Origin of the sequence: Olsenella sp. An285, assembly GCF_002159625.1 — a bacterium.
GTDB lineage: Bacteria > Actinomycetota > Coriobacteriia > Coriobacteriales > Atopobiaceae > Thermophilibacter > Thermophilibacter avicola.
Genome location: NZ_NFIZ01000007.1, coordinates 68,969 through 95,671, shown reverse-complemented (window position 1 = coordinate 95,671; position 26,703 = coordinate 68,969). Strand labels below are relative to the sequence as shown.

Annotated in this window: 20 protein-coding genes; 16 read left to right on the top strand and 4 right to left on the bottom strand. The window is 64.5% G+C overall.

Annotated features, from left to right (window positions below; genetic code table 11):
* The first annotated feature begins 113 nt into the window (after positions 1-113).
* From B5F79_RS06325 to B5F79_RS06315, 3 genes are read left to right on the top strand one after another with little or no spacing between them, the layout of a single operon-like run.
* Positions 114-1,568: a lipopolysaccharide biosynthesis protein gene (locus B5F79_RS06325; protein ID WP_158094857.1), complete on the top strand. Its 1,455-nt coding sequence runs from the start codon at positions 114-116 to the stop codon at positions 1,566-1,568.
* Between the two features lie 44 nt (positions 1,569-1,612).
* Complete coding sequence (locus B5F79_RS06320) at positions 1,613-2,728, top strand: DegT/DnrJ/EryC1/StrS family aminotransferase (protein WP_164484273.1); 1,116 nt, start codon at positions 1,613-1,615, stop codon at positions 2,726-2,728.
* Positions 2,729-2,731: 3 nt separating this feature from the next.
* Positions 2,732-3,694: a glycosyltransferase family 2 protein gene (locus B5F79_RS06315; protein ID WP_087218983.1), complete on the top strand. Its 963-nt coding sequence runs from the start codon at positions 2,732-2,734 to the stop codon at positions 3,692-3,694.
* On the opposite strand, the gene B5F79_RS06310 is transcribed toward B5F79_RS06315, so the two are convergent.
* From B5F79_RS06310 to B5F79_RS06300, 3 genes are read right to left on the bottom strand one after another with little or no spacing between them, the layout of a single operon-like run.
* Entirely contained in the window at positions 3,691-4,482 is a 792-nt protein-coding gene (locus B5F79_RS06310) for a glycosyltransferase family A protein (protein WP_087219080.1), read from the bottom strand. The two genes, B5F79_RS06315 and B5F79_RS06310, sit on opposite strands and share 4 nt — an antisense overlap.
* Before the next feature lie 8 nt (positions 4,483-4,490).
* The gene (locus B5F79_RS06305) at positions 4,491-4,856 is read right to left on the bottom strand and encodes a DUF2304 domain-containing protein (RefSeq protein WP_241147264.1); all 366 of its coding nucleotides are present in this window, start codon (positions 4,854-4,856) and stop codon (positions 4,491-4,493) included.
* A 9-nt stretch (positions 4,857-4,865) separates the two neighbouring features.
* Entirely contained in the window at positions 4,866-5,549 is a 684-nt protein-coding gene (locus tag B5F79_RS06300; RefSeq protein ID WP_087218980.1) for a glycosyltransferase, read from the bottom strand.
* A gap of 127 nt (positions 5,550-5,676) precedes the next feature.
* Between B5F79_RS06300 and B5F79_RS06295 the strand changes: the two genes are divergently transcribed.
* A complete protein-coding gene (locus tag B5F79_RS06295) occupies positions 5,677-8,148 on the top strand; it encodes a YfhO family protein (RefSeq protein ID WP_158094856.1) in 2,472 nt (823 codons plus the stop codon).
* Here B5F79_RS06295 and B5F79_RS06290 read toward each other — a convergent pair.
* Entirely contained in the window at positions 8,090-10,186 is a 2,097-nt protein-coding gene (locus tag B5F79_RS06290) for a DUF6541 family protein (protein WP_087218974.1), read from the bottom strand. The genes B5F79_RS06295 and B5F79_RS06290 overlap by 59 nt on opposite strands.
* 138 nt (positions 10,187-10,324) lie before the next feature.
* Here B5F79_RS06290 and B5F79_RS06285 point away from each other — a divergent pair, with 138 nt between their 5' ends.
* From B5F79_RS06285 to rfbC, 12 genes are all read left to right on the top strand, one after another.
* Positions 10,325-12,136, top strand: a complete 1,812-nt coding sequence (locus B5F79_RS06285) for a L,D-transpeptidase family protein (RefSeq protein WP_158094855.1) — start codon at positions 10,325-10,327, stop codon at positions 12,134-12,136.
* A gap of 14 nt (positions 12,137-12,150) precedes the next feature.
* On the top strand, positions 12,151-14,934 hold the full coding sequence (locus B5F79_RS06280; protein ID WP_087218968.1) for a L,D-transpeptidase family protein: 2,784 nt from the start codon (positions 12,151-12,153) through the stop codon (positions 14,932-14,934).
* Positions 14,935-15,045: 111 nt separating this feature from the next.
* On the top strand, positions 15,046-15,279 hold the full coding sequence (locus B5F79_RS06275) for an acyl carrier protein (RefSeq protein ID WP_087218965.1): 234 nt from the start codon (positions 15,046-15,048) through the stop codon (positions 15,277-15,279).
* Positions 15,272-16,750, top strand: a complete 1,479-nt coding sequence (locus B5F79_RS06270) for a class I adenylate-forming enzyme family protein (protein WP_087218962.1) — start codon at positions 15,272-15,274, stop codon at positions 16,748-16,750. Before B5F79_RS06275 ends, B5F79_RS06270 begins: the two co-directional genes overlap by 8 nt.
* Before the next feature lie 9 nt (positions 16,751-16,759).
* Positions 16,760-17,419 carry a NeuD/PglB/VioB family sugar acetyltransferase gene (locus tag B5F79_RS06265; RefSeq protein WP_087218959.1) on the top strand — a complete coding sequence of 220 codons (660 nt, stop codon included), beginning with the start codon at positions 16,760-16,762 and terminating at the stop codon, positions 17,417-17,419.
* 15 nt (positions 17,420-17,434) lie between these two features.
* Entirely contained in the window at positions 17,435-18,343 is a 909-nt protein-coding gene (locus B5F79_RS06260; protein ID WP_087218956.1) for a malate dehydrogenase, read from the top strand.
* A gap of 10 nt (positions 18,344-18,353) precedes the next feature.
* The gene (locus B5F79_RS06255) at positions 18,354-19,652 is read left to right on the top strand and encodes an ATP-grasp domain-containing protein (RefSeq protein WP_087218954.1); all 1,299 of its coding nucleotides are present in this window, start codon (positions 18,354-18,356) and stop codon (positions 19,650-19,652) included.
* Entirely contained in the window at positions 19,649-20,791 is a 1,143-nt protein-coding gene (gene rffA, locus B5F79_RS06250) for a dTDP-4-amino-4,6-dideoxygalactose transaminase (RefSeq protein ID WP_087218950.1), read from the top strand. The genes B5F79_RS06255 and rffA overlap by 4 nt, the downstream gene beginning before the upstream one ends.
* A gap of 91 nt (positions 20,792-20,882) precedes the next feature.
* On the top strand, positions 20,883-22,340 hold the full coding sequence (locus B5F79_RS06245; protein ID WP_158094854.1) for a DUF2142 domain-containing protein: 1,458 nt from the start codon (positions 20,883-20,885) through the stop codon (positions 22,338-22,340).
* Between the two features lie 75 nt (positions 22,341-22,415).
* A complete protein-coding gene (locus B5F79_RS06240; protein ID WP_241147263.1) occupies positions 22,416-23,345 on the top strand; it encodes a glycosyltransferase family 2 protein in 930 nt (309 codons plus the stop codon).
* 118 nt (positions 23,346-23,463) lie between these two features.
* Positions 23,464-25,767, top strand: a complete 2,304-nt coding sequence (locus B5F79_RS06235) for an S-layer homology domain-containing protein (protein WP_087218942.1) — start codon at positions 23,464-23,466, stop codon at positions 25,765-25,767.
* Between the two features lie 336 nt (positions 25,768-26,103).
* Positions 26,104-26,688 (top strand): dTDP-4-dehydrorhamnose 3,5-epimerase, encoded by a 585-nt coding sequence (gene rfbC / locus B5F79_RS06230; RefSeq protein ID WP_087218939.1) that lies wholly within the window; start codon positions 26,104-26,106, stop codon positions 26,686-26,688.
* The last annotated feature ends 15 nt before the right edge of the window (positions 26,689-26,703 follow it).

Genomic DNA, 26,703 nt, shown 5'->3' with positions numbered 1-26,703 from the left:
CCCGTGGACGAGGGCCTGCGTGGGTGGGCTAAAACCCAGCTAGTATACAATATGCACCTGGCCGCCCGGGAGCCCGCCCGTCGCGGCGGGACGTCGGACGAAGGAGGCGGCGCTTGCCGGACAGCAGCTTCAAGCTCTCGACAATTAAGTCTCTGTTCTGGAAGCTCTTCGAGCAGGGCGGCACTGCCGTGGTCACCCTGCTCATACAGGTGGTCCTGGCGCGCTTGCTCTCTCCGGACGAGTTCGGCATGCTCGCAATCATGCTCGTCTTTGTGAACGTGGGCAACGTCATCGTCCAGAGCGGCCTCAACACCGCCATCATCCAGGCGCCGGACGCCACCGAGCGCGACTACTCCACGGTCTTCTGGATGAGCCTCACCGTCTCGGCGATTCTCTATGTCGCCGTCTTCCTCGCGTCTCCCGCGGTCGCCGACTTCTACGGCATGCCCGCTGCCGTCATCCCGCTTCGAGTTCTGGTGCTTGTGCTCGTGGTCAACGCCTACAACTCGATCCAGGAGGCCATCGTCGCGCGCAACCTGGAGTTTCAGAAGACCTTCCGGGCCACCATCACGGCAGGCGTCGTCTCGGGGGCAACCGGCGTGTGCGTGGCGCTCGCGGGCGGGGGCATCTGGGCGCTCGTGCTCCAGCAGCTCGTGCAGCAGGCCTGCAAGTGCCTTGTGCTCGCGCTCCAGGTTCCCTGGAAGCCGAGCCTCGTGTTCGACCCCGGGCGTGCCGTCACGCTCTTTAGGTTTGGTTGGAAGCTCCTTGCCTCCGGCATCCTCGAGCAGGGCTACCAGAGCCTCTCCGACCTCATGATCGGCAAGGTCTTTACCAGTGCGGACCTGGGGTACGTCTCCCAGGGAAAGAAGTACCCCTACTCGCTGGGCTGCCTGCTCGACGGCGCCATTCAGCCCGTCATGCTCTCCGCCGTCTCGCGCGTGCAGGACGACCTCGCCTACGTCAAGCGCCTCGCCCGCCGGGCCCTCAAGACGAGCACCTTCATCGTCATGCCCGCGATGGCGCTCTTTGCCGTGGCGGCAGAGCCCATCGTGCGCCTGGTCCTTGGGGAGGCATGGATGCCGAGCGTGCCCTTCCTCCAGATGTACTGCTTCGTCTATGCACTGCTGCCCATCCACACCACCAACCTCCAGGTGCTCAACGGCATGGGCAGGAGCGACCTGTTCCTCAGGCTCGAGGTGGCCAAGAAGGCCATCGGCGTCGCGGTGCTCGCGTTCACGGTCTTCGTCCTGCGCGACCTGCACCTCATCGTGGCTGGGTACATGCTCGTGGGCATCGTCAGCACCTTCGTCAACGCCTCTCCCAACAGGCGTGTCATCGGCTACGCCTACCACGAGCAGGTGCGCGACATCCTGCCCGCAATTGCGCTCTCTGCCGTGGCGGCGGGAATGGCGTGGACGGTGTCACTGCTCGGCCTCTCCGACCTTGTGACCATCTTGCTGCAGGTGCTGGTCATGGCGGCGGCCTACCTTGGGATCGCGGCTCTGCTGCGGGTCGAGGAGCTCTCGTACCTGCTCGGTACGGCCCGAGAGCTTAGAATGGGACGGTAGCCCTCATAGTTCCGGTGGCACGTCCGCCGCTAAGGAGTTCTTCGATGATGGACAACGAGAAGATTCTGGTTACCCGCTCCTCCATGCCCCCCTTCGAGGAGTACTGCGCCGAGATCGCCCCGCTCTGGGAGTCCCACTGGCTCACCAACATGGGCGAGAAGCACCAGGCGCTCGAGGAGGCCCTCGAGACCTACCTCGAGGTGGGCGACATCGCCCTCTTCACGAACGGCCACAACGCCCTCGAGTGCGTCTTCGAGGCCATGGGGCTCAGGGGAAAGGTGATCACGACGCCCTTCACCTTTGCCTCCACGACGCACGCCATCGTGCGCAAGGGGCTCGAGCCCGTCTTCGCCGACATCAGGGAGGAGGACTTCACCATAGACCCCGCATCGGTGGAGCGCCTCATCGATGACGAGACCTGCGCCATCGTTCCCGTGCACGTCTACGGCAACCTCTGCGACGTCGATGCCATCCAGAGAATCGCGGACGAGCACGGCCTTAAGGTCATCTATGACGCCGCCCATGCGTTCGGCGTTTTCCGCGGGGGGGTCTCCGCCGCCACCTTCGGTGACGCCTCCATGTTCTCCTTCCATGCCACGAAGGTCTTCAACACCATCGAGGGAGGTGCCGTCTGCTTCCGAGACCCCTCACTCAAGGTTCTTCTCGACCAGTGGAAGAACTTTGGCATCACGGGGACGGAGTCGGTGGAGTACGTCGGCGGCAACGCCAAGATGAACGAGTTCTGCGCGGCCATGGGGCTCTGCAACCTGCGCCACGTGGACGAGGAGATCGAGAAGCGCCGCCACGTCGCGGAGCGCTACTGGGAGCGTCTCGAGGACGTGCCCGGGGTGCGCGTCTTCCGACCCGCGCAGGGGGTCCGACACAACTACGCCTACCTGCCCGTCACCTTCTCCGCCAACGAGTTCGGAGCCTCCCGGGACGATGTCTACGCCGCCCTCATGGCGCGCGACATCCACCCGAGGAAGTACTTCTACCCGCTCGTGAGCGACTACGAGTGCTACGCGGGACGCTTCGACTCCTCCGAGACTCCGGTCGCGCGCCGTGCCGCGGACGAGGTGCTCACGCTTCCCATGTACGCCGATCTCAGGGATGACCAGATCGACCTCATCTGCGACGTTGTCCTCTCCGCGAGGGGGTAGCGGATGGTCGCGCCCCTGCTCTCGGTCGTCGTTCCCGTCTACAACCACGCGCCCTACATCGAGGAGTGCCTGAGGAGCATCGCCGCCCAGTGCGTCGACTTTCCCATGGAGGTGCTCGTGGGGGAGGACGGCTCTACGGACGAGACACGCGCCGTCCTGCGCCGACTCGAGCCCGAGCTGCCCGACTGCTTCACCATCATCTATCGCGAGAAGAACCTCGGGGCCGTTGGCAACGGGGAGGACCTCTACGCCCGCGCGCGCGGGAGGTACCTCGCCGAGCTGGAGGGGGACGACTTCTACCTCGATCCCGGCAAGCTTCAGACGCAGGTCGACTTTCTCGAGTCCCATCCGGACTACGTCGCCTGTTACACCAACTGTCTGGTGGTGGGTGCGGACTCTCAGCCTAACGGCGAGCGCTACCCCGAGTGCAAGGACGAGGACTACTCCCTTCGCGAGTACTTCTATTGGTGCCTGCCCGGTCAGACCGGGACGGTCGTGTGCCGTCGCGAGGAGTACCTCTCCGCGAGGCAGAGGTTTCTCGACCTCAGGCAGTACCAGGCGTATGCCGGGGACCGCAGGAACTCCTTCGTGTTCCTCACCCTGGGGAAGGTCCGCTGCATCCAGCAGCAGATGAGCGCCTACCGTCATATACGGAAGGGTGGGTCGAGCCACTCCGCAACCATCAAGAAGAACCGTGCCTTCGCCGAGAACGAGGTCGGGTTTGGTCGCACGCTCGTTGCCTATGCGGAGCGCTACGGTGACGCCGAGGCTCTGCGAGTTGCCAAGATGACCTTCTACCGCATGCGCCTCAGGTGGTCGCACGGACCAAACAGGCTCGAGTCCGCCACGAGCGTCCTCAGGGACGCGCTCTCCGAGAAGGACTGTGCGCTCGCGTGTGCCACGGCGTCCCTGCGCTGGTACGCCGGGCTCCTCGGCCGCGTGCTGCGCGGCCGTGCCATCGTCTAGCCGTTGCTCCTCTGGCCGAGGGAGTACGCCACGTTGATGAGGCGCGCCACGGGGGCGGGCCAGAAGCGCTCGAGCATCTCGAGATCCTCTGCGGTGCGCGTGTTGTCGTGGATGAGGGCAGACGTCTCCGATCCGGCGTGAATGCGGTGGTGCATGAGAATGTCGGGGTCATAGACGAACTCGCCGTCGATGTGCGAGTAGCGCTCCCAGGTGTCCCAGTCGAGGTTGCTCTTCATCTTGGACTGAAAGGGGGGCGAGGGGAGTGCCGGGACGTTGAGGGTGACGGAGGGACAGCAGATGGAGGAGCCCATGGAGAGTATCCCCCTCTTCACGCGCTCGCTGTCCGATGAGCCGCGGCGCTCCATCGGCCTCAGCAGGAGGCGCTTCACGCGGAGGAGCCTGTTGTCGTCAACGGCGGCGCCGTCTCTCAGCTCGCCGTAGTTGGTGAAGAAGATGAGCGGCCTTCTCGCGCGGCCCATGCCCTCGAGCATGCGCTCGGCGTAGGCGGGCTCGTAGGTGTCGTCCTGGTGCGCGATGGTGACGAGGGGCGTGGAGGCCCGGCTCACGGCATGGTTCCAGTCCGCGCAGATTCCCGAGGGCCTTCCGCTCTCATAGAGGGGCAGACCGTACTCGCGCGCCACGCACTCGATCGATGCGTTGGGCGTGGACGTGGCCATGATCACGTTGGTCCGCACAGTCTGCGCCATGAGCGACTCCACGCAGCTGGCGAGATACGGGCTCTCCTTGTAGGCGCAGACGGCGAAGGTATGGTCCTGCGGTCCGAACACGTGCGCTCTCACCTGCTCTCGCGATCCGTCCGACCGTCCTTCTCGTCCATGTGCGCAAGGGCGATCTCCTGGGCGAGCTCGGTAACCTTTGCCTTGAGGCGGGAGATCTCGGCGGAGTTCGTGAACGCCTTCCAGAGGAGGAGCGCTATCACCACGAGATAGACGAAGTTGGCGGGCGACATGAAGCCGAGGAGCTGGGCAAGGGACGTGGCGATGCCCGGAAACACGGCAAGGACAACGAGCACGAAGGCGGTCACCATCCAGAAGATCGCGTCCTCAACGAGCATCTTGTTCTTGCGAATCTGTCGGGCAACTATCCAGACGGCGAGCAGGGCGCCTGCGACGAGGATGAGACGAAGCTGAAAGGGAATCACGCGTGCCCCCTAGCGAAGAAAGCGGAACATGAGGATGGACAGGCAGGTCCTGCTCATGTACTTGATGACATTGCCAAGATGGAAGTAGCTCTCGCCGCCCTGGCGCTCGCGCATCTTGGTCTGAATCTCGACGACGGTCCCGCCCCTGCTTGCGACATAGGCGAGCATGTCCGGCTCCGGCGCGATGTCGAAGCCGTGGGCGAAGAGGTCGATCATCTTGCGGCCGTACATGCGCATGCCGCTCGTGGGGTCCGTGATTTTGGTGCCCGTGGTGGCGCGGATGAGGAAGGATATCAGGCGGGAGCCCAGCCCTCGTGGACCTGAGAGCCGGTAGCTGCCGTCGAGGCAGCGCGACGCGATGACGATGTCGGCGGCGTGGTCCTCGAGGGCGCGCGCCATTTTGGGGATGTAGCTCGGAACGTGCTGGCCATCGGCGTCAAACTGCACCACCGCGTCGTATCCGTGGCGAGCCGCGTACTTCATCCCCGTGCGAAACCCGGAGGTGAGCCCCGTGTTGACAGGAAGGGAGACCGCCCTCATGTGCTCGCGGTCTATCACCGACTGGGTCCCGTCCTTCGAGCCGTCGTTCACCACGAGGTAGTCGACGTCGGGGCAGGTGCGAGAGAGTTCGTCGACCGTGTCGGCGAGACACTCCTCCTCGTTGTAGGCGGGTATGACGGCGAGAACTCTCATCGTCTTGCTCCTAGGATACGTACGTTTTAACTAAGGACAGAGTATAGCAGGCATCGGAGCGAGGCTTTTGTGGCCCATAGGGCGCTATAGTGGTTGCTGAGACCGTGTGAGACGCTTGGGAGTGAACGTGACCCGCTACCTTTATCTCGTGCCGTGCGCCGTCGCCGCGCTGCTCCTGCTCCTCTTTGTCCGCAGGAAACTCGACCGACTCACCACTCCCTCGCCTTGCGTCGGGGCCCTGGAGTCGGGGACCCTTCTCCTCGTTTTGGGAATCGGCTTTGTCACCATCTACGGCTCGTTCCTCTTGGGAATCACTCTCTTTGCCTATCGTGACACCGGGCTGGATACCGTCGACCTGTATGTCCCCTTTTACATCGACCTGCTCGACTCCATTCGCGATGGCACGTTCGGCACCTGGAACTTCGGCTACGGGCTCGGCGCGAGCGTCCTGAGCTATCAGTCCTGGATTCTCGACCCCTTTAACGTCGTGCTCGTTCCATTGGGGCTCCTTCTTGGAAACGAGAGCCTCCCCCTCGTGCTCGTGCTGGTCCAGGCCCTCAAGATCGCCCTTGCGGGGCTTCTGTTCCAGCGGCTGCTCACGCGCTTCTGCGAGACCCCGCTTGCGCGCATCATGGGCTCGGCGTGCTACGCGTTTTGTGGCTACACGCTTCTCTGGGGGCAGCACTACTGGCTCGGTGGGATGTGCGCCCTCTTTGCTCTCGTGCTCCTGCTGCTGGAGCGCCTCGCGGCGCGTTGGACCCCCGGGCGCTTTGCGGCCGTTGCAGCGGTGACGGCGGTGTGTCTGGGCTGGAGCCCCTATTGCGGCTTCATGATTATGGGCTGTGCCGCGATCTACATGCTCCTCAGGCTCTTCCATCTCGCCCCCGAGAGGGGGGTCCTGGGGTTCGTGGGCCGTCGCACCTTGAGGCTCTTCGCCCCCGTGCTTTGCGGGTGCCTCATGGCCTGCGTCACGCTGGTTCCCTATGCCCTCTACCTCTTTGGAGAGACATCTCGCACCTCGGCGGCATCTCAGGGGTCGCTTCTGTCCCGAGCCGCTGAGTTCGCGACCGAGTTCGTTCCGCTCGACTGGATTCCCCTGCTCGTCAGTCGCTTCCTCGGCAGCGGGCTCATCACGAGCGGGGACGCCATCCCGGACGGCATGCTGACGCTCACTGAGTCCTTTCCCCAGGCCAATGTCTACGAATTTGTCTGCATGGGCTTCGGCGGGCTCTCGATCGTTCTGCTGCTCCAGTTTGCTCACTGGGTGTGGACCGAGGCCTCCCGGAGGGACCGGGTGCTCATCGGGATCGCGGCGGTTCTCGTGCTCCTCTACTGTGTGAACAGCTTCCTGCCCGCTCTGCTCAACATCTTCGTGGCCCCTAGGTTCAGGAGCTCCTTCGCGCTTGCGGTTCCCGTCTGCATCGCGCTCGCGATTGCGTGGGAGCGCCGGGTCCAGGCGGGGCGAGTCGCTCTTGCGCCGCTCGTCGTCGGCATTGCAGCTACCATTGCGTCGCTGGTCTGGTCCGCTGCCAACACGGTCGACGGAATGGCGCTCTGCGTGGCACTTCTTGGTTTCGTGCTCGTCGGGTCCGGCCTTTTGGCGGCCCTCTCACGCGCGCGGCGCTGGGATGTGCCCCTTCTCGGCGTTGCATCGCTCGTCCTGGCGGCGGTGCTCGCTGACGGCTTCTTCGTGACGAACAACCGCGTCGTCTGCACGGTTGACGACTTTCCGGGTGCCACGCTCAAGTACTCGGGAGACACCGAGGACGCCCTCGCGTGGATTGCCCAACAGGATGACTCTCTCTACAGAGTCGAGAAGACCTACTGTGACTGGGGCCTCTACAACGACGCCCTCGTCCAGGGGTATCTTGGCGTCTCCTCGTACAACTCGACCCTTGACGGCGAGGTGGGGGAGCTCTTCAAGCTCTTCTGGCCCAGCTCCGTCGGCTCCGGCGGCTCCAGCATCAGCTACCTGGAGTCCGACGACCCGCGCTCGCTCGCCTCGCTCCTTGGCGTGCGCTACCTTCTCTCCAGGGAGCACCAGCCCGAGCCATACGAGCTCCTTGCCACCTTTGGGGACATAAACGTCTACAGAAATAACTCCGCGCGGGGGATTCTCTCCGGAAGCGCCAGCGTCGTGGGGGAGGGCGAGGTTCGCTCCCTTGACACCGCCGAGGAGCGCCGGGCGGTGATCGAAGGGGGCGTGGTCGTTCCCGACGAGGTCGCTACTGGCCTCGTCTCATCCTCGAATAACGATACCATCGTCGCCAACCTTACCCTCGAGGCCGGCCAGGTCGTGACCGGCACCTTCGAGGTGAGCGAGGGTTCGGTCGCATGCCTCTCCATTCCCCACACCGCGGGATGGCACGTCCTCGTTGACGGGAGGGAGGTCGACACGTACCGGGTCGACCTGGGTCTCATCGGCTTTACCGTCGAAGCTGGCTCCCACACAATCGAGGCGTACTACTCCATCCCCGGTCTCGAGATGGGCTGCGCTGCGCTCGGTATCGGGGCGCTCTCCGTTGGTGCGGTTGCCGCGGCTAGTCTATTGAGTCGATGCGGTAGAGGGACATCGTCCCGTAGCGAAGCACGCGGGTGAACCCGGGGGTGTCCGGCCCTATGGAGGAGATTCCCGAGAAGAGCTCCGGCTTGTAGTCTCCGCGCTGGTTGATGAGGGAGTACTCGGACTCGTCCTGTCGCATCACGATAACGTAGCGGGCGCCCACCGACTCGACCGCCTCGAGCACCTCGTCGTCCGTCGCTATGTCACAGAGACGCGTGCGGATGACCTCGCTCTCGGCCGTCTCCCTCGACCCGCCGTAGCCGGTGAAGTTCCTGTTGTAGACGCGCAGCCCGTTGTAGCCGTACGCCAGGAAGCTCCCGTCCATGGGGTCGTTCAGGACGAGGGCGTCACCACCGACGAGCTCCTTGACCTTCCCGAGGAAGATCTCCTCGCCGGAGTCGAGCGGGGTGTCGTAGGTGTACACGTCAACGATGACGTCCCGATAGTCTCCAAAGGTGGTGTGGACGCTCTTTGCCCAGTCCCGCGAGTCCTTGACGATGCGGTTGAACGCAATCTCGCTCTCCTTGTACTCGTAGTGCAGGCCCGGGAGGTTGAACTCGGGCATGAAGTTGACGAGCGCGAACCCGCAGGAGACCACCGCCGCCACGATGGCCGGGTGGGTCCTTCGCCCACGCTTCTCGTTGTATCCCCTCAGCGCGCCGACCGCGGTCTCGTAGACCCAGTTGAGCCCCATCGCGGCGAGCGCCATGGCGGCGATGCTCGCCATGGCGCCGAGTCGCATGGGGTCGGTGTACCAGAAGCCCGCAAAGAGGTGCTGGAGCTCGTCGTTTCTTGTTGCGCCCATGAAGCAGATGACGCAGGCGAGGGCGTAGGAGACGGTGATCCAGCGCCTGCCGGGCACGTAGAGGGCGCTCACGGCGCCAACGATGACAAGGGCGCCGAGCGCGAACTGCGCGGCAACCTCGGAGAAGAAGCCGAGGGAGTAGGTCTGCGTGAGGATGTTCACAACCTCCTGCCAGGGGCGCGCGAAGGAGTCCCACTGGTGCGTGACGATGTCCTGGAGGAGGGGGAGCTTGTAGCAGACGAGCCACACCGCGAGGCAGAACACGACGAAGGCGAGGCATGCGCCCGCGCGCTCGAACTTTCCCCTGCCCGTTAGGACCCTGGCGTTCCAGATGCGCGTCACGGCATAGGGCGCGAGAATGACCACGCAGGTGAAGACCGTGTTGGGGTGCAGCAGCGCCATGCCCGCCACCGTGGCCACGAGCACGACGGCGAGCCTTGCTCGCCCGGAGTGGGTGGCGTCCGGCCCAATTAGCTCGACGAAGAACGTCATCGCCGCGGGCATGCACGCAAATCCGGCGATGTTGGGGAACACGGGTCCAAACGCCAGGAGGAGCCACGGGAACGCGACGAAGGACACCGAGGCGATCGCGCCAAAGAGAACGGTGCGGCGGCTGTCGGGAAAAATGGAGCCGAGAAACGCCGCCATGGCGAGCGGGAAGACGATGCCCGTGTAGACGAACATGGACGAGTTGATGATGACGGGGGCGGTCACCCCGGTGATCTGCATGGCGAGCGCGCAGACCACGTGGTAGGCGGACGGATAGAAGGTGGAGTAGTCCACGGGGGCGATGGCCTCGTCTGCCGCCGTGAGGTACGGGCTCACGCCGAATGACGTGAACTTGCCCGATTCCGCCATCGCCTCGAGCGTGTTCAGGTGGTGCGTGAGGTCATAGGCCTGAAAGAGCTGGGTCGCGTCATCGAGGCGGGTCGAGAAGAGGCTATGGGAGAAGGCCATCCCCACGAGCAGGAAGACGAGCAGGACCCAGGCGCTGACGCGGGACGGCGCGAGCTGCGTCACGTGACGACGAGCAACGAGGGCGGCGACGGCGAGGGCGGCGACGAGCGGTGCCAGGAGCACCAAGGGAGAAGAGGGGATTCCCGCAAACGCGAGCAGCTGCCCCAGGACGCTCAGGAGCGTGATGCTCACGATGGGGGCGCAGCAGGCGGACGTGGGGCGCGCCATGCCAACGGCACGAAGGGCGAGGTAGCCGGGAGCCAGGAGGATGGCGGCGAGAACGACCGCAGAGACATAGAAGTCAGACCACATGTGGAGACCGCCTTGTGCAGAGAGTCCATAAGAGCGCGTTATGCTCTCAATTGGGGGTTGCCCAAATAATCCATACAGCGGAATAGTATTATGAACCAGCTAGGTCGACTTCGCCAACTAACGAAGGGAACCACAGATATGAAATCGTCCAGGAACAGAAGGCCCCTCGCTGTGACCGCCGGCCTCGCGTGCGCGCTCGGCATTGCCGCCGCGCTCACCGGGGTTCCCGTTGTCTCCCTTGCGGAGGGCTCCGCCCAGGCGGCGGCTCTCGCCTCCGAGACTCCCGTCTCCGAGGGCCACTGGCTCGTCACCGGGGAGTACACCGGCGGCGTCCTGCAGCGCTACTGGATCAATCCGGACGGAAGCATTGCAAGGGGCAAGCTCCTGCACGTCGTCGAGGGGACGAGCGACTACTATGCCTACGCCACCCCGGATGGGCCCGTGGTGAGGGGGAGGTGGGTCGACCCCTCGACCGGCTACATCTACTTCGCCAACAACGACGGTCGCCTCGAGAGCGCCGGATGGGTCGTCACCGGCGCCTACACCAACGGCGCGCTCCAGCGCTACTGGATAGACGAGGACGTCCACGCTGCGATTCCCGGATACTCCTCTGATGGCTGGGACCACTACACCATGGACGAGGGCTACGTCGCCCGCGGCGCATGGACCGACCCCTCGACCGGTTACGTCTACCTTGCCAACAACGACGGTCTTCTCGCGGGGACGGGCTGGGTCGTCGCCGACTCCTATGGCCACGGGCTCCAGCGTTACTGGGTCGACCCGGACAGCCATGCCTGTGAGCCGGGCTTCTCCGATGAGGGGTGGGCCCACTACACCACCGATGCCGGCTACGTGCTGCGTGGGAGCGTCAGGACCGAGCACGGCCTTCTTATTGCCAACAACGACGGTCTTCTCGCCGAGGGTGTGTGCTCCGAGGGCTTCTCGACAACCTCCGCGCTGAACGGCAGGGAGACGCTCTACTACTTCAAGCGGGTCAACGGCCATCTCTATGCCCAGACGGGCTTCTTCGAGGCCTCCGGGGCATGGCGCTACGCCGGGGACGACGGCAGCGTGCTGCGCGGCAAGCTCTCCACCTCAAACGGCGTGCTCCTTGCGGACGGCTCCGGCAGGCTGGCGGACAGCCTCGCCCAGTCCGAGGGCATGCTCGTGACCGACGCCTTTGACGGCGTTCTTCAGCGTTACTACCTCGTCCGCGCAGAGGACGGGCACCTCTATGCAAGGACCGGCCTGTTCGAGTTTGACGGCGACCTGTACTTCGGCCTCTCGGACCAGGGGTATCTCGCAAGGAACTGCACCATCACCGCAGAGGGCGGAAGATACGAGGCAGACAACGACGCCAAGCTCACGCTCGTGCATGCGATTGCCCAGCGCGTTCCGGACGCCACGATCGGAACCGTCACCTGGGGAAACGACCACGACTACCTGAATGCCCTCGTTCGCCTTGCGGAGCGCGAGGGCAGCAAGACCGACTGGTTCGTCACATTTGACAACGAGCTGTTCCGCGTCGTCGTCCTTCACAGGGGCGATGGCGGCTGGCAGGTCGAGAAGACCTGGAACTGCGTCGGGGCCACCGCAACCTACTCGGGCAAGTGGGAGGTTCTCCACAAGCGCGAGAGCAACTGGTACAGCGAGACCTACGACTGGTTCCAGAACGGCAACGGTCCCAACGCCTGGTCAACTGACTATATCTGGGGCATCCGCTCCGAGTGGAGCCAGAACCACGAGCGCTGGGTTGACTCTCCGTACGGCAGCGGGTACGAGGACTGTGCAGCAATTCACGGAACCGGCTGGGCTGCCGACCACGCTCCCGGCAAGGGTAACCGCGGCTGCTGCGGCCTTCTGAACGCCAATGCTAAGTGGGTCTACGATAACGTTGATATTGGTTCTACGGTCTACGAGTTTGAGTACAGCCAGGTGAATTTCTTCTAGGAGGTTGACGGGTTTTGCAGCTTTTCAAGGACAAGAAGCCCAGCGTCGTGGCGGGTCTCGTTGCGGCGCTCACGTTCGGAGGCGCTCTCGTCGCGACGCCGTCGGTCGCGCTTGCCCAGGGTGCGGAGACGGATGGCGCCATCGTCGAGCAGACGAGTGAGTCTGGCGCAGAGACGCCGGAGACTGACGCGACGGTGACGACCGCCGCCCTTTCGGTTAAGGACGATTCCGCGGGCACCGTTGTGCAGCCGAGCTCCTCCTCCGCCGTCGACGACGTCACGTCGGATGTGGTGGACGTTGTGGTTGACGACGATGCCACAGACGTCATCCCCTCGGGAGACGCCTCTGCTCCCTCGCAGGGTGGCGCTGATGCAGACGCCGGGACGACTCCCGTCATCGACGAGGATGCCGCCAGCGAGACGGTGGACCGCTCGGACGAGATTTCCTCTGAGACGGATGGCGCGAAGACCGCGCCCGAGCCGGGTTCCGACATTGAACCCGAGGTCGCCGAGGAGCCTTCGGACCCTGAGGCCGATGAGGTCGTCGAGGGTGACGACGCAGTCGGGGGTGACGACGCAGTCGTCTCTGAGACTGCGGAGTCCTCTGACGCTGTAGACTCCGCCGCAGAGCTCCAGGGCGACGCCGAGCTTGCCGCTGAGGACGAGGCCGATGCCGAGGCGGTCCACGTGAACACGTGGGTCAGCGACGGCAAGGGCTCCTATGTCTGGTACGGCTCTGACGGGGCGATCCAGTCCGGGTGGCTCGTTACCGACGTCGCGGTTGACAACTCCAAGGGCGGCCTCCAGCGCTACTGGCTCAGCGATGCCGGATCTGCCGTCATGGGCCTCTTCGAGGCCGCCATCGACGGCGTGACGAGCTGGTTCTTCGGAACCCAGGACGGTTACGTCGCCCGTGGCGCCTACACCGACTCCGAGACCGGCTACGTGTACCTTGCGGACAACGAGGGTCGCCTCGCCGACACCGGCTGGGTCTGCACGGATGCCTACGGACACGGCTTCCAGCGCTACTGGGTGGACGAGGAGGCGCATGCGTGCATCCCCGGAGTCTCCGAGGACGGCTGGGCTCACTACACCACCGAGAAGGGCTACGTCCTGAGGGGCAACGCCGTTACCTCTGATGGCGCGATGCGATCCGCCAACAACGATGGCCTCCTCCAGAAGTCCGGCTGGCTCGTCACCAGCGCCTTCGGCCAGGGACTCCAGCGCTACTGGGTCGATGACTACGAGGTCGCCAAGGACCGCCTCATCACCTCGGACGAGGCTGGCTGGAACGCCTACGCAACGAGTGAGGGCTACGTCGTTCGCGGCGGCTCCATCGCCTCGGACGGCACCATGCGCTATGCGGACAACGACGGCCGGCTCCAGGAGTCCGGCTGGCTCGTCACGAGCGCCTTCGGTCAGGGCCTCCAGCGCTACTGGCTCGAGGCGTTCCAGGTCGTGAAGGACCGCTTCATCAGCGCGGCACAAGCCGGCTGGGAGGCCTATGCCACCGACAAGGGCTACGTCCTGCGTGGTTCCCTCAAGTACGGTGACGGCGTCCTTCTCGCCAACAACGACGGTGCCCTCGAGTCTGGCACCGGCTGGATCGTCACCGACGCCTATGGCAACGGTATCCAGCGCTACTACCTGAGCCGCTCCAAGGACGGCAGCTACTCCTATGCGACTACCGGGTACTTCCAGGCCGATCTCGGCTCGTACCGCGACGCCTGGTTCTACGGCGACACCAGCCGCGGCTACGTCGTGCGCGGAAAGACCAAGGTCTCTGGCGGGCTCGTCCTCTCCAACAACGAGGGCATCCTCGTCGAGACGCTCCTTGGCTCGAGCGAGGGCTTCAGGACCACTGACCTGTTCGACAGCACCAACCAGGTCTACTACCTCGACAGGGTCAACGGCCACCTCATCGCTCGCACGGGCGTCTTCAGCGTCGGCTCCAAGAAGTACTTCGGCCGTCCCAACGAGGGCTACATCGTCCGCGGCAAGACCACCTATGGCGGCGGCATGATCATCGCCGCCTCCGACGGTGCGCTCTACTTCCAGGACGTCAACGGCTTCGTCGTCACCGCCGAGGTCGACGGCGAGCTCCAGCGCTACTACATCGTCGATCTTGGCGACGGCGTGCGCGGCGCCAAGCTCGGCCTCTTCACCGTGGGCAACGACCAGTATTACGGTCGCGAGGACCAGGGCTACGTCGTCCGCGGCCAGTACACCACTCCCGACGGCATGCTCATCCAGGGTGACGGAGACGGCAAGATCACCTACTCCTTCCTCACTCGCGCCGGCTGGGCCGCTTGGGACAAGGTCAAGAACTTCTCCGGCGGCATGTACAGCCTCACGCAGTACCTGCTGACCGTCGACACCACCAACAACAGGGTCGTGGTCTTCCAGGGCACCTATATTCCCTCGCTCGGCTGGTACGGCAACTGGACCCCGCTCTATGACTGGTCCTGCTCGACCGGCAACAAGATCTATCACGGCGGCGACGGCACGCCTACGGGCATCTACCGCATCGGCGGCAACGCGGACTACAACTGGAACGAGTCCGGCAACTACACCCCCGGCGGCTACAGGACCACGTACTGGGCGATCAACGACGTCACGTACTTTACCGGCTTCCTGCTCAACCTCGGTTTCCACTCCACCGTTGGGTACCAGGGCGGCTACAGCGACGCCAACCAGCTTGGCAAGCACATCACCCATGGCTGCATTCGCCTTGCCGAGGACTGCGCCAAGTGGATCTACTACAACGCGCTCCCCGGCACGAAGGTCTACGTCTTCTAGTTCGAGGACAATCTTGGTCCTTCTGGGCACCCGTCACATGGCGGGTGCCCTTTGTCTTAAAATGAAGCGGATTGAGCATCGTCACCTCTTGTCTTCCAAAGGAGAGCAGACATGAAGCTTGCCCAGCTCGTTGCCACCACCCTTGGCATCCCCGAGGATCGCGTGAGCGACGACCTCACCATCGACGACTGCGACGAGTGGACCTCCATGAAGCAGGTTGCCCTCGTCTCCGCTCTTGAGAGTGCCTACGCCGTGGAGTTCGATATCATGGAGTCGATCGAGATGGACTCGGTGGGCGCCATTCGCGAGGTCCTTCGCGACAAGGGGATTGACGTCGATGCCTAGGCTGCTTCCCGGGGAGTCCGTCGTCGAGTGCGTCTCCCGTCATGCCGCATCAAAGCCCGAGAGCGTTGCCCTCGTGGTCGAGGATCGCGAGGTCACCTACGGTGAGCTGTGGGAGCGCACGCTCGTTTCCGCGCGCCGGCTCTTGGACGCAGGCGTCCGTTCGGGCGACAGGGTCGTTCTTCGCGCGACGCACACGCTCCTCTATGTCGCAAGTTATCTCTCGACCACGCTTCTCGGCGCCGTCGCCGTGCCCTACGAGGAGAGCCTGCCCGAGGAGGGGGTCGCGGACCTCGTCTCGCGTGTGGGGGCGAGCGTGGTCATCGCCCCGAGTCCGATTGAGGGGGCGTCGCTGACGATTCTTGAGGAGGAGAACGCCTGCGAGCGGGCCGCTTCCGGCGACATCGACCTTCCCTCGTCGTCTGACCTCGCCGAGCTTCTGCTCACGACCGGCACGACCGGGCGCTCGAAGGTCGTGTCGCTCACGCATGGCGCGGTCATGGCGGTCATCGAGAACATCGTCACCGCCACGGGGATAGAGGAGGACAACGTCTCCCTCGTTCCCATGCCGCTCAACCACGTCTTCGCTCTCAGGCGTCTTCAGACGGGCCTCGTCATGGGGGCGACCGTGGTGCTCATCAATGGCGTCGCCTCCCTCAAGCGCTTCTACCGCGCCCTCTCCGAGCGCCACGTCACCTCGCTCTCCCTCGTTCCCTCCGCGCTCGCCTACGTCGAGCGGGCGACGAAGGACTTCATCGGCAAGTTTGACGGGCAGATTCGCTTCGTCGAGTCAAGCTCAGCGCCGCTTCCCGCGTCCACGCGCGCCTGGCTGCGCTCGGTGCTGCCGTCCGCTCGCCTCTACAACTCCTATGGCTGCACCGAGTCCACTGCCTGCTGCATGCTCGAGTACAGCCATCGCTCCGACGACGGGGCCTGCGTGGGCACTCCCTGCGTCACGGCGAGCATCAAGATTATTGATCCTTCCACGGGGGCCGAGCTCCCCGAGGGCGCGGGTCGCATCGCCATAGGTGGCGGGGCGGTCATGAGCGGCTACTGGGGGGATGACGAGGCCACGGCCTCCACCCTGCACGACGGCCTCGTCTACACCAACGACCTCGGCTTCTTCCGCGATGGTGAGCTCTACGTGCAGGGGCGCATTGACGACGTCGCAATCATCGGCGGGCATAACGTCTCTCCCGTCGAGGTTGAGGACGTCATCTCCGGATGCCCGCTCGTCGCGGACTGCGCCTGCGTCAAGGGCTCCGACCCCATCACCGGGGACTGCCTCGTGCTCTTTGTCGTGTGGGAGACGGGGGGCAGTGATGAGGATGGGCTCTCCTCCTATATGGGCGAGCATCTCGAACCGTTCAAGGTGCCCGCGTACGTGCGCACCCTCGAGGAGATTCCGCGCACGTACAACGGAAAGGTCGACAGGAAGCCTCTCGCCTCGCTCGCACGAGAGCTTACCGCCTAGGGGGACCGCGTGATTCTAGCTATCTACGGCACGGGCGGGTCTGGCCGCGAGGTCTACGAGATCGCCTCTGCCATCGATCCGGAGCACGAGCGCTGGGATCGCATCGTCTTCGTCGACGACGTAACGGACGCCCGCGAGCTCTATGGCTCCGAGATCATGCCCTTCGAGGAGCTTGCCTCGCGCTTCTCTCCGGAGGAGGCCGAGTTCTTGGTTGCCGTCGGCGAGCCCAGCTCGCGAGAGCTGCTCTTCAACCGCGCCTCCGAGCGAGGCTACGGCTTTGCCACGATAGTGCACCCGAGCGCCTTCGTCTCGCCGAGCGCGCGGCTCGGGCGTGGCGTCTTCGTGAAGATGCAGAGCATCATCTCCACCGAGGCGGTCCTCGAGGACAACGTCTTCGTCCAGTCCAACGCGCTCATCGGACATGACGTCCGCGTGGGGAGACACACGCAGGTCTCCGCCTACACGCACATCGCCGGTCACGCCACGCTGGGGGAGCGCTGCTACCTTGGCGTGCGCGCCTCGGTGCGGGAGGAGTGCCTGATGGGGGACGACGTCGTCCTTGCCATGGGCGCCGTCGTAATGGAAAAGCGCGTGCCCTCAAGGGTGCTCGCCATGGGAAACCCCGCCAAGTACGTTCGTCGCAAGGCCGGGAGCAAGGTGTTCTCGTAGGGTACGGAGGTCGCTTTGAGCAAGGTTGTCATTGTCGGGTCGGGCAACGTGGGATCCTGCACGGCGCAGACGCTCGCCCTTAGGGGCCAGTTCGGCGACGTCGTGCTCGTCGACAAGCGCGCCGCTCGCGCACACGCCGAGGCAGACGACCTCATGTGCGCGCTGCCTCGCATGGGCTCGCACGGCGTGGTCAGGGCAGGTGCGTACGAGGACTGCGCCGACGCCGACGCCGTCGTGATATGCGCCGCTGCACCCGCGCGCCTCGGTCAGACGAGAAATGACATGTTTCTCAAGAACGCCCAGATCGTGAGGGACGTGGTCGATTCCGTTGAGCAAGTCGGCTTTGCGGGACTCTATGTCATGGTGAGCAACCCCGTCGACCTTCTCGCCCATTTGGTCACGCACGAGCTGGGCATTCCCGCCGATCGCGTCGTGGGCACGGGAACGGTCCTCGACACCCTGCGGCTCGAGGACTGCGCGCGCGGTCGCTTTGGGACGGAGCGCGACGTCATCGCCCTCGCCCTCGGTGAACACGGGGAGGGCCTCGTCGTCGACTGGGGTTCGACCCTCGTTGACGGTCGCCCCGTTCCGGATGAGGATCGAGAGCCCCTTCGCCGCGCCGCCATCGACTCTGCCTACGACATCATGAAGGGCAAGGGCAGCACGAGCTACGGCATCGCATACGCCGTTTCGCTCATTCTGGAGTCGTGGTCTTCTCGCGACGGACGCCTCCTGCCCCTCTCCGTTCCCGCCGGAGGGGAGTTTGGCATCGGCGACATGACGCTCTCCCTGCCCGCATCGTTCGATTGCGACGGCGTCCCCCGCATCGCGCGGGTCTCCCTGGACGCGAGCACCGTCGAGCGCCTGGGAGAGGTCGCCGGCGAGATGGCGGAGTTCTATCGCTGCGCCACTTCGGACGAGTAGGGGGGAAGACATGCAGCTCCATGACCGACCCTCCTTGATGATTCTTGGCTCGATGGACGAGTTCGTCGAGCTCGTTGAGCACGCGCGCGCTCGCGGCGTTAGGACCGTCGTCTGCGACGGGTACCCCGACGGACCCGCCAAGCGCGCTGCCGACGTCAGCTACGACATCGACATCAGGGACGCCCGCGCCGTTGCCGACGTGTGCCGCAGGGAGCAGGTGGCCGGCATCGTCACCGCCTACTCGGACCTGCTGGCGGAGTGCGCCGCCGCCATCGCGCGCGAGGCGGAGCTCCCGTTCTACCTCTCGCCTGAGCGCCTTGCCACTCTGCGCGACAAGACCCTGATGAAGCGCATGTTCGACGAGCTCGGGGTTCCCTATCCCAAAACCGCCCTCGTGAGGCGGGATTCGCTCGAGTGGGACCTGGCCCCGCTCTCGTTCCCCGTTGTCACCAAGCCCCGGAACGCCTGGGGATCGCATGGTGTCTTCCTGCTGGACTCCGCCGGAGAGGTCTTCGAGCGCTTCGACGACGTTGCTGCCTACTCCGAGGGCGACTCCATCCTCGTGGAGGAGTACAACGACGGCTATGAGTTCAACATGATGACCTGGGTGGTCGACGGTGGCCCAGTGGTGCTCGAGATCGCCGACCGAGAGAAGAGCCGTGAGCTCCCCAACGTCACGCCCCACGTGAGCCGCATCGTCTACCCGAGCGTCCTCACGGACCTCGTGATCGGCGAGGCGCGAGACATCGTGTCCCGCGTTGCCGGCTACGTAGGCATGGAGGCGGGGCCGCTCTGCATGCAGTTCTTCTGGTCGCCCGAGCGCGGCATCCAGGTGTGCGAGTGCGCCGGTCGCGTCTTTGGGTACGAGCACGAGCTGCTCGAACTCGCCACCAACGGAACGCTGTGCGTCGAGGACCTCCTGCTCGACACCGCCCTCGAACCGGACCTCCTCGCCTCACGCCTTGAGGGTCACGACCCTCATCTCGCGCGGTGCGCCGCCGGCCTCTACTTCCACGGGTACGAAGGCACCGTAGCCTCCGTCGAGGGGGTTCCCGTGCCGGGCGTCACCGAGGGTGTGGAGCAGGTCATCAGGTACTATGAGCCGGGGGACGTCATCTCGCACGCGGTCGGGGCAAAGCCCTATGTGGTCCGCGCGTACCTTGCGGCGGAGAGCCGCGAGCGACTGGACGCCCTCACGGACGAGGTCTTCTCTGCCGTGTCCGTGACGGACGAGAGCGGTCACGAAATGCTCTATCACAGCGAGCGCGCTGACTACGGGCGAGCGCTTGCACGGGGAGGTGTCAGATGATCGACTTCAACGTTCCGCCCTACGTGGGTACAGAGATGGAGTACGTCCGCGAGGCGGCCGAGGTCAACCACAAGATCTGCGGCGACGGGCCTTTCTCACGCCGCTGCCACGCCTGGATGGAGGAGCGCTTTGGGGCGGAGAAAGTCCTGCTCACCACGAGCGGGACCGCGGCGCTCGAGATGGCCGCCGTCCTCTGCGACCTGAAGCCGGGCGACGAGGTGATCCTCCCCAGCTTCACGTTCTCCTCCACGGCCACCGCCTTCCAGGCGATGGGGGCCGAGCTCGTCTTCGTCGACGTGCGCCCGGACACCATGAACATGGACGAGACCAAGATCGAGGCCGCCATCACCGAGCGCACGCGCGTCATCGTTCCCGTGCACTACGCAGGCGTTGCCTGCGAGATGGACGAGATCGTCCGTATAGCGCGTCGGCACGATCTCCTTGTGGTGGAGGACGCCGCACAGGGCGTCATGAGCACCTATCACGGGCGAGCGCTCGGGACCATCGGGACCTTCGGCTGCTACTCCTTCCACGAGACCAAGAACTACTCGATGGGGGAGGGCGGCGCCCTCGTCATCAACGACCCTGCCTACATTCAGCGCGCGGAGATCATTCGGGAGAAGGGCACCAACCGCTCTCTCTTCCGCCTTGGGCAGGTGGACAAGTACACCTGGGTCGACCGCGGCAGCTCCTATCTCCAGAGCGATCTCAATGCGGCCTACCTCTGGGGCCAGCTCGAGCAGGCGGACAGGATCAACAACGACCGACTCGCCACCTGGCACGCCTACTACGAGGCGCTCCGGCCCCTCGCAGAGGCCGGACGGGTCGACCTGCCGGTGGTGCCGGAGGGATGCGTCCACAACGCGCACATGTTCTATCTCAAGGCTGCGGACCTGAACGAGAGGACCGCGCTCATCGAGCATCTCAAGAGGCGTGGCGTGATGGCGGTCTTCCACTACGTGCCGCTCCACAGCTCTCCGGCGGGCCTGCGCTTCGGGCGCTTTGCCGGCGAGGACGTCTACACCACGCGCGAGAGCGATCGTCTGCTGCGCCTGCCCATGTACTACGGGCTCTCCGAGAAGGACCGCGAGGCCGTGATTCGCGCGGTTCTGGAGTTCTTCGAGGGGTCTGTCGAATGATCCGTCCGATGCTTTTGGGCGGCGGAGCAAATGGGGGTGCACGATAAAGCGGTTTGATCGGCAGACACTTGCGCTGGCTCTTGCCGCGTTCGTGCTCACGCTCATATGTGGCTCCGTCATCGCGTTCTCCCTTCCGGCGGGGGCGGGGCTGGACGAGCCCATGCACGTTGCTCGGGTCGAGCAGATCTCAGAGGGGATGTTTCTGCCGGTGAGGGTATCGTCGGAGGGGCTGGACACCACGCTCGTCTCGCCATCCTCCGACGAGTACGACCTGTATGGGGGAGAGACCGATGCTGCCCTCTATGAGCTTATGGTCACTGGCAACCTGTCGTTCTACGATGAGGACGGGCATCAGCTCTATGACTTCCCGACGTGGGATGACCCCGCCCTTGCCTCCGATGGTGTGATGGGGGAGGCCTCAGTAACCTGGCTGTTTCCCAACACGGCGGTGAACTCCCCGTTGAGCTATCTTCCGCAGGTTGTGGGCTACCTGCTCGCCACGCTCTTCTCGGCAGACCCATTGATTGTCATCTTGACGATGAGACTCTGTGGGGTGCTCGCATATGCTGTGGGGTCGCTCCTCTGCATTCTCCTTCTGCCCGTTGGGCGACGCCTCTTTGGTCTCGTAGCCGTGCTCCCCCAGTCCGTTGCCGCCTCTGCGGTGGTGAGCGCGGATTCCATGTCCTTTGTTTTCGCATCCATCCTCGTGGCCAGTATCGTGCGGATGCTCTGGTGCGAGAGCGTGGGGCGCGGCACGTGGGTCGCTCTTGCGATCTCGACGCTTTGCCTCTGCCTCGCCAAGACGACGTACGTTCCCTTTGGCCTCCTCCTCCCGATGCTGCCGCTTCTGAGGAGGGATTTCAGGACTCCGCGCAGGCTCGTCGTCGTTGGGGTGATAGGGACCGTGTCCCTGCTTGCGTTCGTTCTTTGGTACCTCCGGGTTGCCGGCGTCAACACCGGGGTCATGTGGTCTAGCAAGATTGAACCAGACGAGCAGCTCAGGCTTGTGCTTCAGGACCCGTGTGCGTTTCTCGGTGCCGCCCTCTCGACTCTGCTCAAGACCGATGTTCTGGCCCTGAGCTCCGCGACCCCCTATAGCGGAAATGTCTCCAGCGCGAGCTGGATTGTCGTCATTGCTCTCCTGCTCGCCTTCGCTCCAGAGGTTCTCGAGCTCGAGAGGAGACGGGTGGACGGTAGGGTGTCCGTCGGTCTCGCCGCAGGTCTTGCGGCTCTGTCAGCGCTCATCGTCCTCCTGATATACCTCGCAATGTATCTCCAGTTCACGCCGCTTGGGAACGAGGTGGTAAAGGGCGTGCAGACCCGATACTTCACCCCCCTCGTCTTCCCGATGCTCCTTGCGCTGGCACTGCTTCTGCGACCCCGTCACCCCGAGGGGACGAATCTCGCCCCGGCTCGCCTTGACGGGGGAGACCCGAGCGACGGAAATCGGACTTTCGTGTCCTATCCGCTTCTGCCCACAATTCTCGGCCTGGTCCTTGTTGCGGCGCTTACGACCACAACCTGTCTCCTTGCCGTCCATGTGATGTAACCTTGTTGGGCACGTATGCGGGAGGAGGATTGTACCGTGTCAATGAGTAATGAATGTGACTATTCCGGGGTCGCAGTGCTTCTGCCCTGCTACAACGAGGCGCTCACCATCGGCAAGGTGATCGATGACTTTGCCCGCGAGCTGCCTGGTGCCACGATCTACGTCTACGACAACAATTCTTCGGATGACACCTCTGCCATCGCCCGCGAGCACGGGGCCGTGGTGCGCTTCGAGCCGCGCCAGGGCAAGGGCAACGTGGTGCGTCAGATGCTGCGCGACATCGACGCTGACTACTACATCATGGCGGACGGCGACGACACCTACCCGGCTGAGTTCGCGCCCGCGCTGCTGGCCCCGCTCATGGCCGACGAGGCCGACACCGTGGTGGGGGACCGCCTCTCCAACGGCACCTACGGCGAGGAGAACAAGCGCGCCTTCCACGGGTTTGGCAACGACCTCGTGCGCTGGCTCATCAACCGCCTCTACGGCTACCAGTACACGGATATCATGACGGGCTACCGCTCGTTCAGCCGCGTCTTCGCCGAGACCCTGCCTGTGCTCTCCCCGGGGTTCCAGATTGAGACCGAGCTCTCCATCCACGCCGCTGACAAGCGCTGGCGCATCCAGCAGGTGCCCATCGAGTACCGCGACCGTCCCGAGGGCTCCGTCTCCAAGCTCAACACCTTCTCGGACGGACTCAAGGTCCTGGGCATGATCTTCTCGCTCTTCAAGGACTACAAGCCGCTGCCGTTCTTCTCGCTTCTCGCTGCTTTCTTCTTTGCGGTTGGTCTGGTGCTGGGGATTCCGGTGATTCTTGAGTTTGTCGAGACGGGCCTCGTCGAGCGACTTCCCACCGCCGTGGCAGCCGTTGCTTTCTGCGGTCTGGGAGCGCTGCTTTTGGTCTGCGGGCTCATTCTGGACACCGTGGTCAAGGGCCACAGAAGAGACTGGGAGCTTCGAGTGACGGAGGCCTACAGGCGCGAACGGGGACGACGCGAGGGCTAGGACCCCCGTCCGCCGACGCGTCCTTCTCGCCCACCGAAGCAAACGCTCCGCTTGCATCGGCCTCAAGAATCTCCTCTATGGTTGCCTGCAGCGTCTAGTAGAAACGAGGACAAACTCCATGACTCGAAGAGCCGCTCTATCGCCCGCCGCGGTCCTTTCGGCACTTGTGCTTGCCGCTGGCCTTGTTGCTGCCGCACCCGCTCCGGCGCAGGCTGCCTACATCGGTTTTCCCGACGTCCCCGAGACCGACTGGTATGTGACCGACGGCTACCTCGACTACGTGGAGGACCACGACCTCATCTCCGGCTACGCCGACGGAACTTTTGGTCCCGCGCAGCCCGTTACTCGCGCCGAGGCCGTGACCATACTCTGGCGGATGGCCGGCGAGCCCGCCTCGCAGGGTGCCCCCGTCTCCTTTCCCGACTGCGACTACTCCGAGGCGTCCTTCTATGCCGACGCCGTGACCTGGGCGTGTTCCGAGGGAGTCGTGTCCGGCTACGAGAACGGTCTCTTTGGCCCCGCCGACCCGGTTACCCGCGAGCAGCTTGCCAAGATGTTGGCGAGCTATGCGGGGGAGGTCGCAGGGCTCGAAGTCTCCAGTGACGGCGAGGCTCTTTCGGGGATGGGAGACGCCGCGGCCGTCTCAGACTTCGCCCTCGAGGCGGTGAGCTGGGCTGCGGACGAGGGCATCCTCACGGGCGACCTCTCTACGGGCGCGCCCCTCATCATGCCCCAGAGGACTGCGCAACGCGCCCATGCTGCGAAGATGCTCACCGTGTTCCATCGCGACGTGGTGGCGCCCACCGTGGAGGCCCGCGTGGCGTGCGGGGACGGTCTGGGGACCACGGTGCTCTCCGCGGCTGAGGGCGGGGAGAGTTACCTGTTCCTCCCCTCCAATGCCGACCTCTCCGCGGTGGAGCTGAGCTTTCCCGACTGGTTCGGCGAGGTCCGCGTCTCGCTCGACGGCTCCGACAGTCTCTCTTCCGTCGTGGGCGGGGGCTCCCTCGACCTGAGCGCGCTCCCGGTCGGAATCGACGGCTCTCGCGTGCTTCGCTACGGGACCTCTGCCCACGCGACCGAGCAGTCGCTCACCATCATGGTCTCTTCCAGCGTGAGCTCGCTGTACCTCACGAGCGAGGACCCGCAGAACGAGGGGCGCCACTTCGTCGAGGCCAGTCCCGATCACTCTGCCAAGTCAAAGGGGTCGATGACGCTCGTGACGTCGGAGGGCGGCATCGTCTACGACGGTGAGCTCACCCAGATCAAGGGGCGCGGCAACTCCACCTGGCAGGCGGACAAGAAGCCCTATCAGATCAAGCTCGACAAGAAGTGCGACCTGCTCCAGACCGGCAACGAGGACAACGAGAACAAGACATGGGTCCTTCTCGCGGAAGCCATCGACGTGACGCTCGCCCACAACTCCGTCGCGTTTGAGATCGCCTCCGCGCTCGGTCTCGAGGGAACGCCCGAGTGCGAGCCCGTGGACCTCTACTACGACGGGGAGTACCGCGGCACGTACCTGCTCTCAGAGAAGGTTGAGGTTAACGACGGTCGCGTGGACATCCACAAGCTCGAGGATGACATCGAGGAGGCAAACGAGGGGGTGGACGTCGAGGAGCTTCCCGTTGCCCAGACGACAAACAGGTACGGTTTCTCGGTACAGTACGTCGAGGGCGTCGCGGATCCCGCCGACATCTCCGGAGGCTACCTCATCGAGCTCGACAACGCCTACTACCAGGGAGAGCGCTGCTGGTTCGAGACCTCGGAGGGCTACTTCGTGGTCAAGGAGCCGGAGAACCTCTCCCAGGCCCAGATGCTCTATGTGAGCGAGCTTATGCAGGAGGCGATAGACAGCTGCAGCGCCGAGGGCGTGAATCCCGCGACGGGCCTCCCGTGTTCCGACTATCTTGACGTCGACTCGCTCGTCAGGGCGCATCTGATCAACGAGTTCTCCAAGAACGTCGACTGGATGTCCTCATCCACCTACTTCTATCTCCCCTCTGCCAGCGACGAGGGCATGAGGCACGTGTTCTACGCCGGTCCCGTCTGGGACTTCGACTCCGCGTTCGGCGTCAGGGTTAACGACCCGTCGATGAACTCTTCGGTGGGCTACTACTTCTCCGGGGAGCGGGAGCCCTGGTTCATGGCAAGTCCCATCGTCTCGCAGCGTTTCGAGGAGGTTCTCGACGACGAGCTCCTGCCAGTCCTGAGGGAGTTCCTGTCCGAGGACTCGGATGCGCTCAAGACCTTTGGGGATATCGAGAATCAGCTTGTTGGCACGCAGCGGATGAACCAGGTGCTCTGGGGTCTCACATCCTACAGCGACTGGATCGAGCCTGCGCCCACCTACGCAGGGAACATGGACTACCTCGAGGGCTGGCTTCGCGCTCGCACCAGCTGGCTTGAGGGGCAGGCGAGGTAGGGACGGGCTCCCGTTCCTCCCCTTCGACGGGTGTGAGAATGGGGCTCAACTCCAGATAAAGAGGACTTTTGGAACGGTTCCTACACTCTTGGGGGTGTAGGAACCGTTTTTCTTGGCAGGTCAGGGAAACCGTAACCTGTCGTTCTCCTCTTCTGGGTGTAGGGATTGAGCCGGGGTGTGGGTTCAGGCCCTCTTTGGTTCGATGATTCGCCTCCGGAGGGCGTAACGACGCTGTGGTTCACGACTGGCCCAGCGCGCGCGTCCCCTCGCCCGGCCACGTCTCCGGCCAAGCGCGTTATCATAGAGGCCGTAGAACCCGCCCGACGAGAGGACGCCATGGCCACCATCACTTCCGGCAACTTCACCTTCACCGACACCTCCATCGAGGGCGTGAAGATCGTCGACGTCAAGAGCTTCGGTGACCGCCGCGGCTACTTCATGGAGACCTACAAGCGCCCGGACTTCGTGGCCGGCGGCATCGACGCCGAGTTCGTCCAGGACAACCAGTCCTCCAGCACGCGCGGCGTCCTGCGCGGCCTGCACTTCCAGATCAACCACCCGCAGGCCAAGCTCGTGCGCGTGGTGCGCGGCACGGTCTTCGACGTTGCCGTGGACCTGCGCTCCGGCAGCGCCACCTACGGCAAGTGGGAGGGCGTCGTCCTCTCCGCCGAGAACCGCCGCCAGTTCTTTGTCCCGCGCGGCTTTGCCCACGGCTTCCTGGTGCTCTCGGACGAGGCCGAGTTCTGCTACAAGTGCGACGACGTCTATCACCCCAATGACGAGGGCGGCCTCATGTGGGACGACCCCGCCATCGGCGTCGAGTGGCCCGCGCTTGAGGGGGACGACGCCTTCGACCCCGCCAAGCTCGTGCTCTCGGACAAGGACAAGGCCCACCCGTCGCTCTCCTCGCTCCGGGGCTAGTGCCCCTCTCGGACG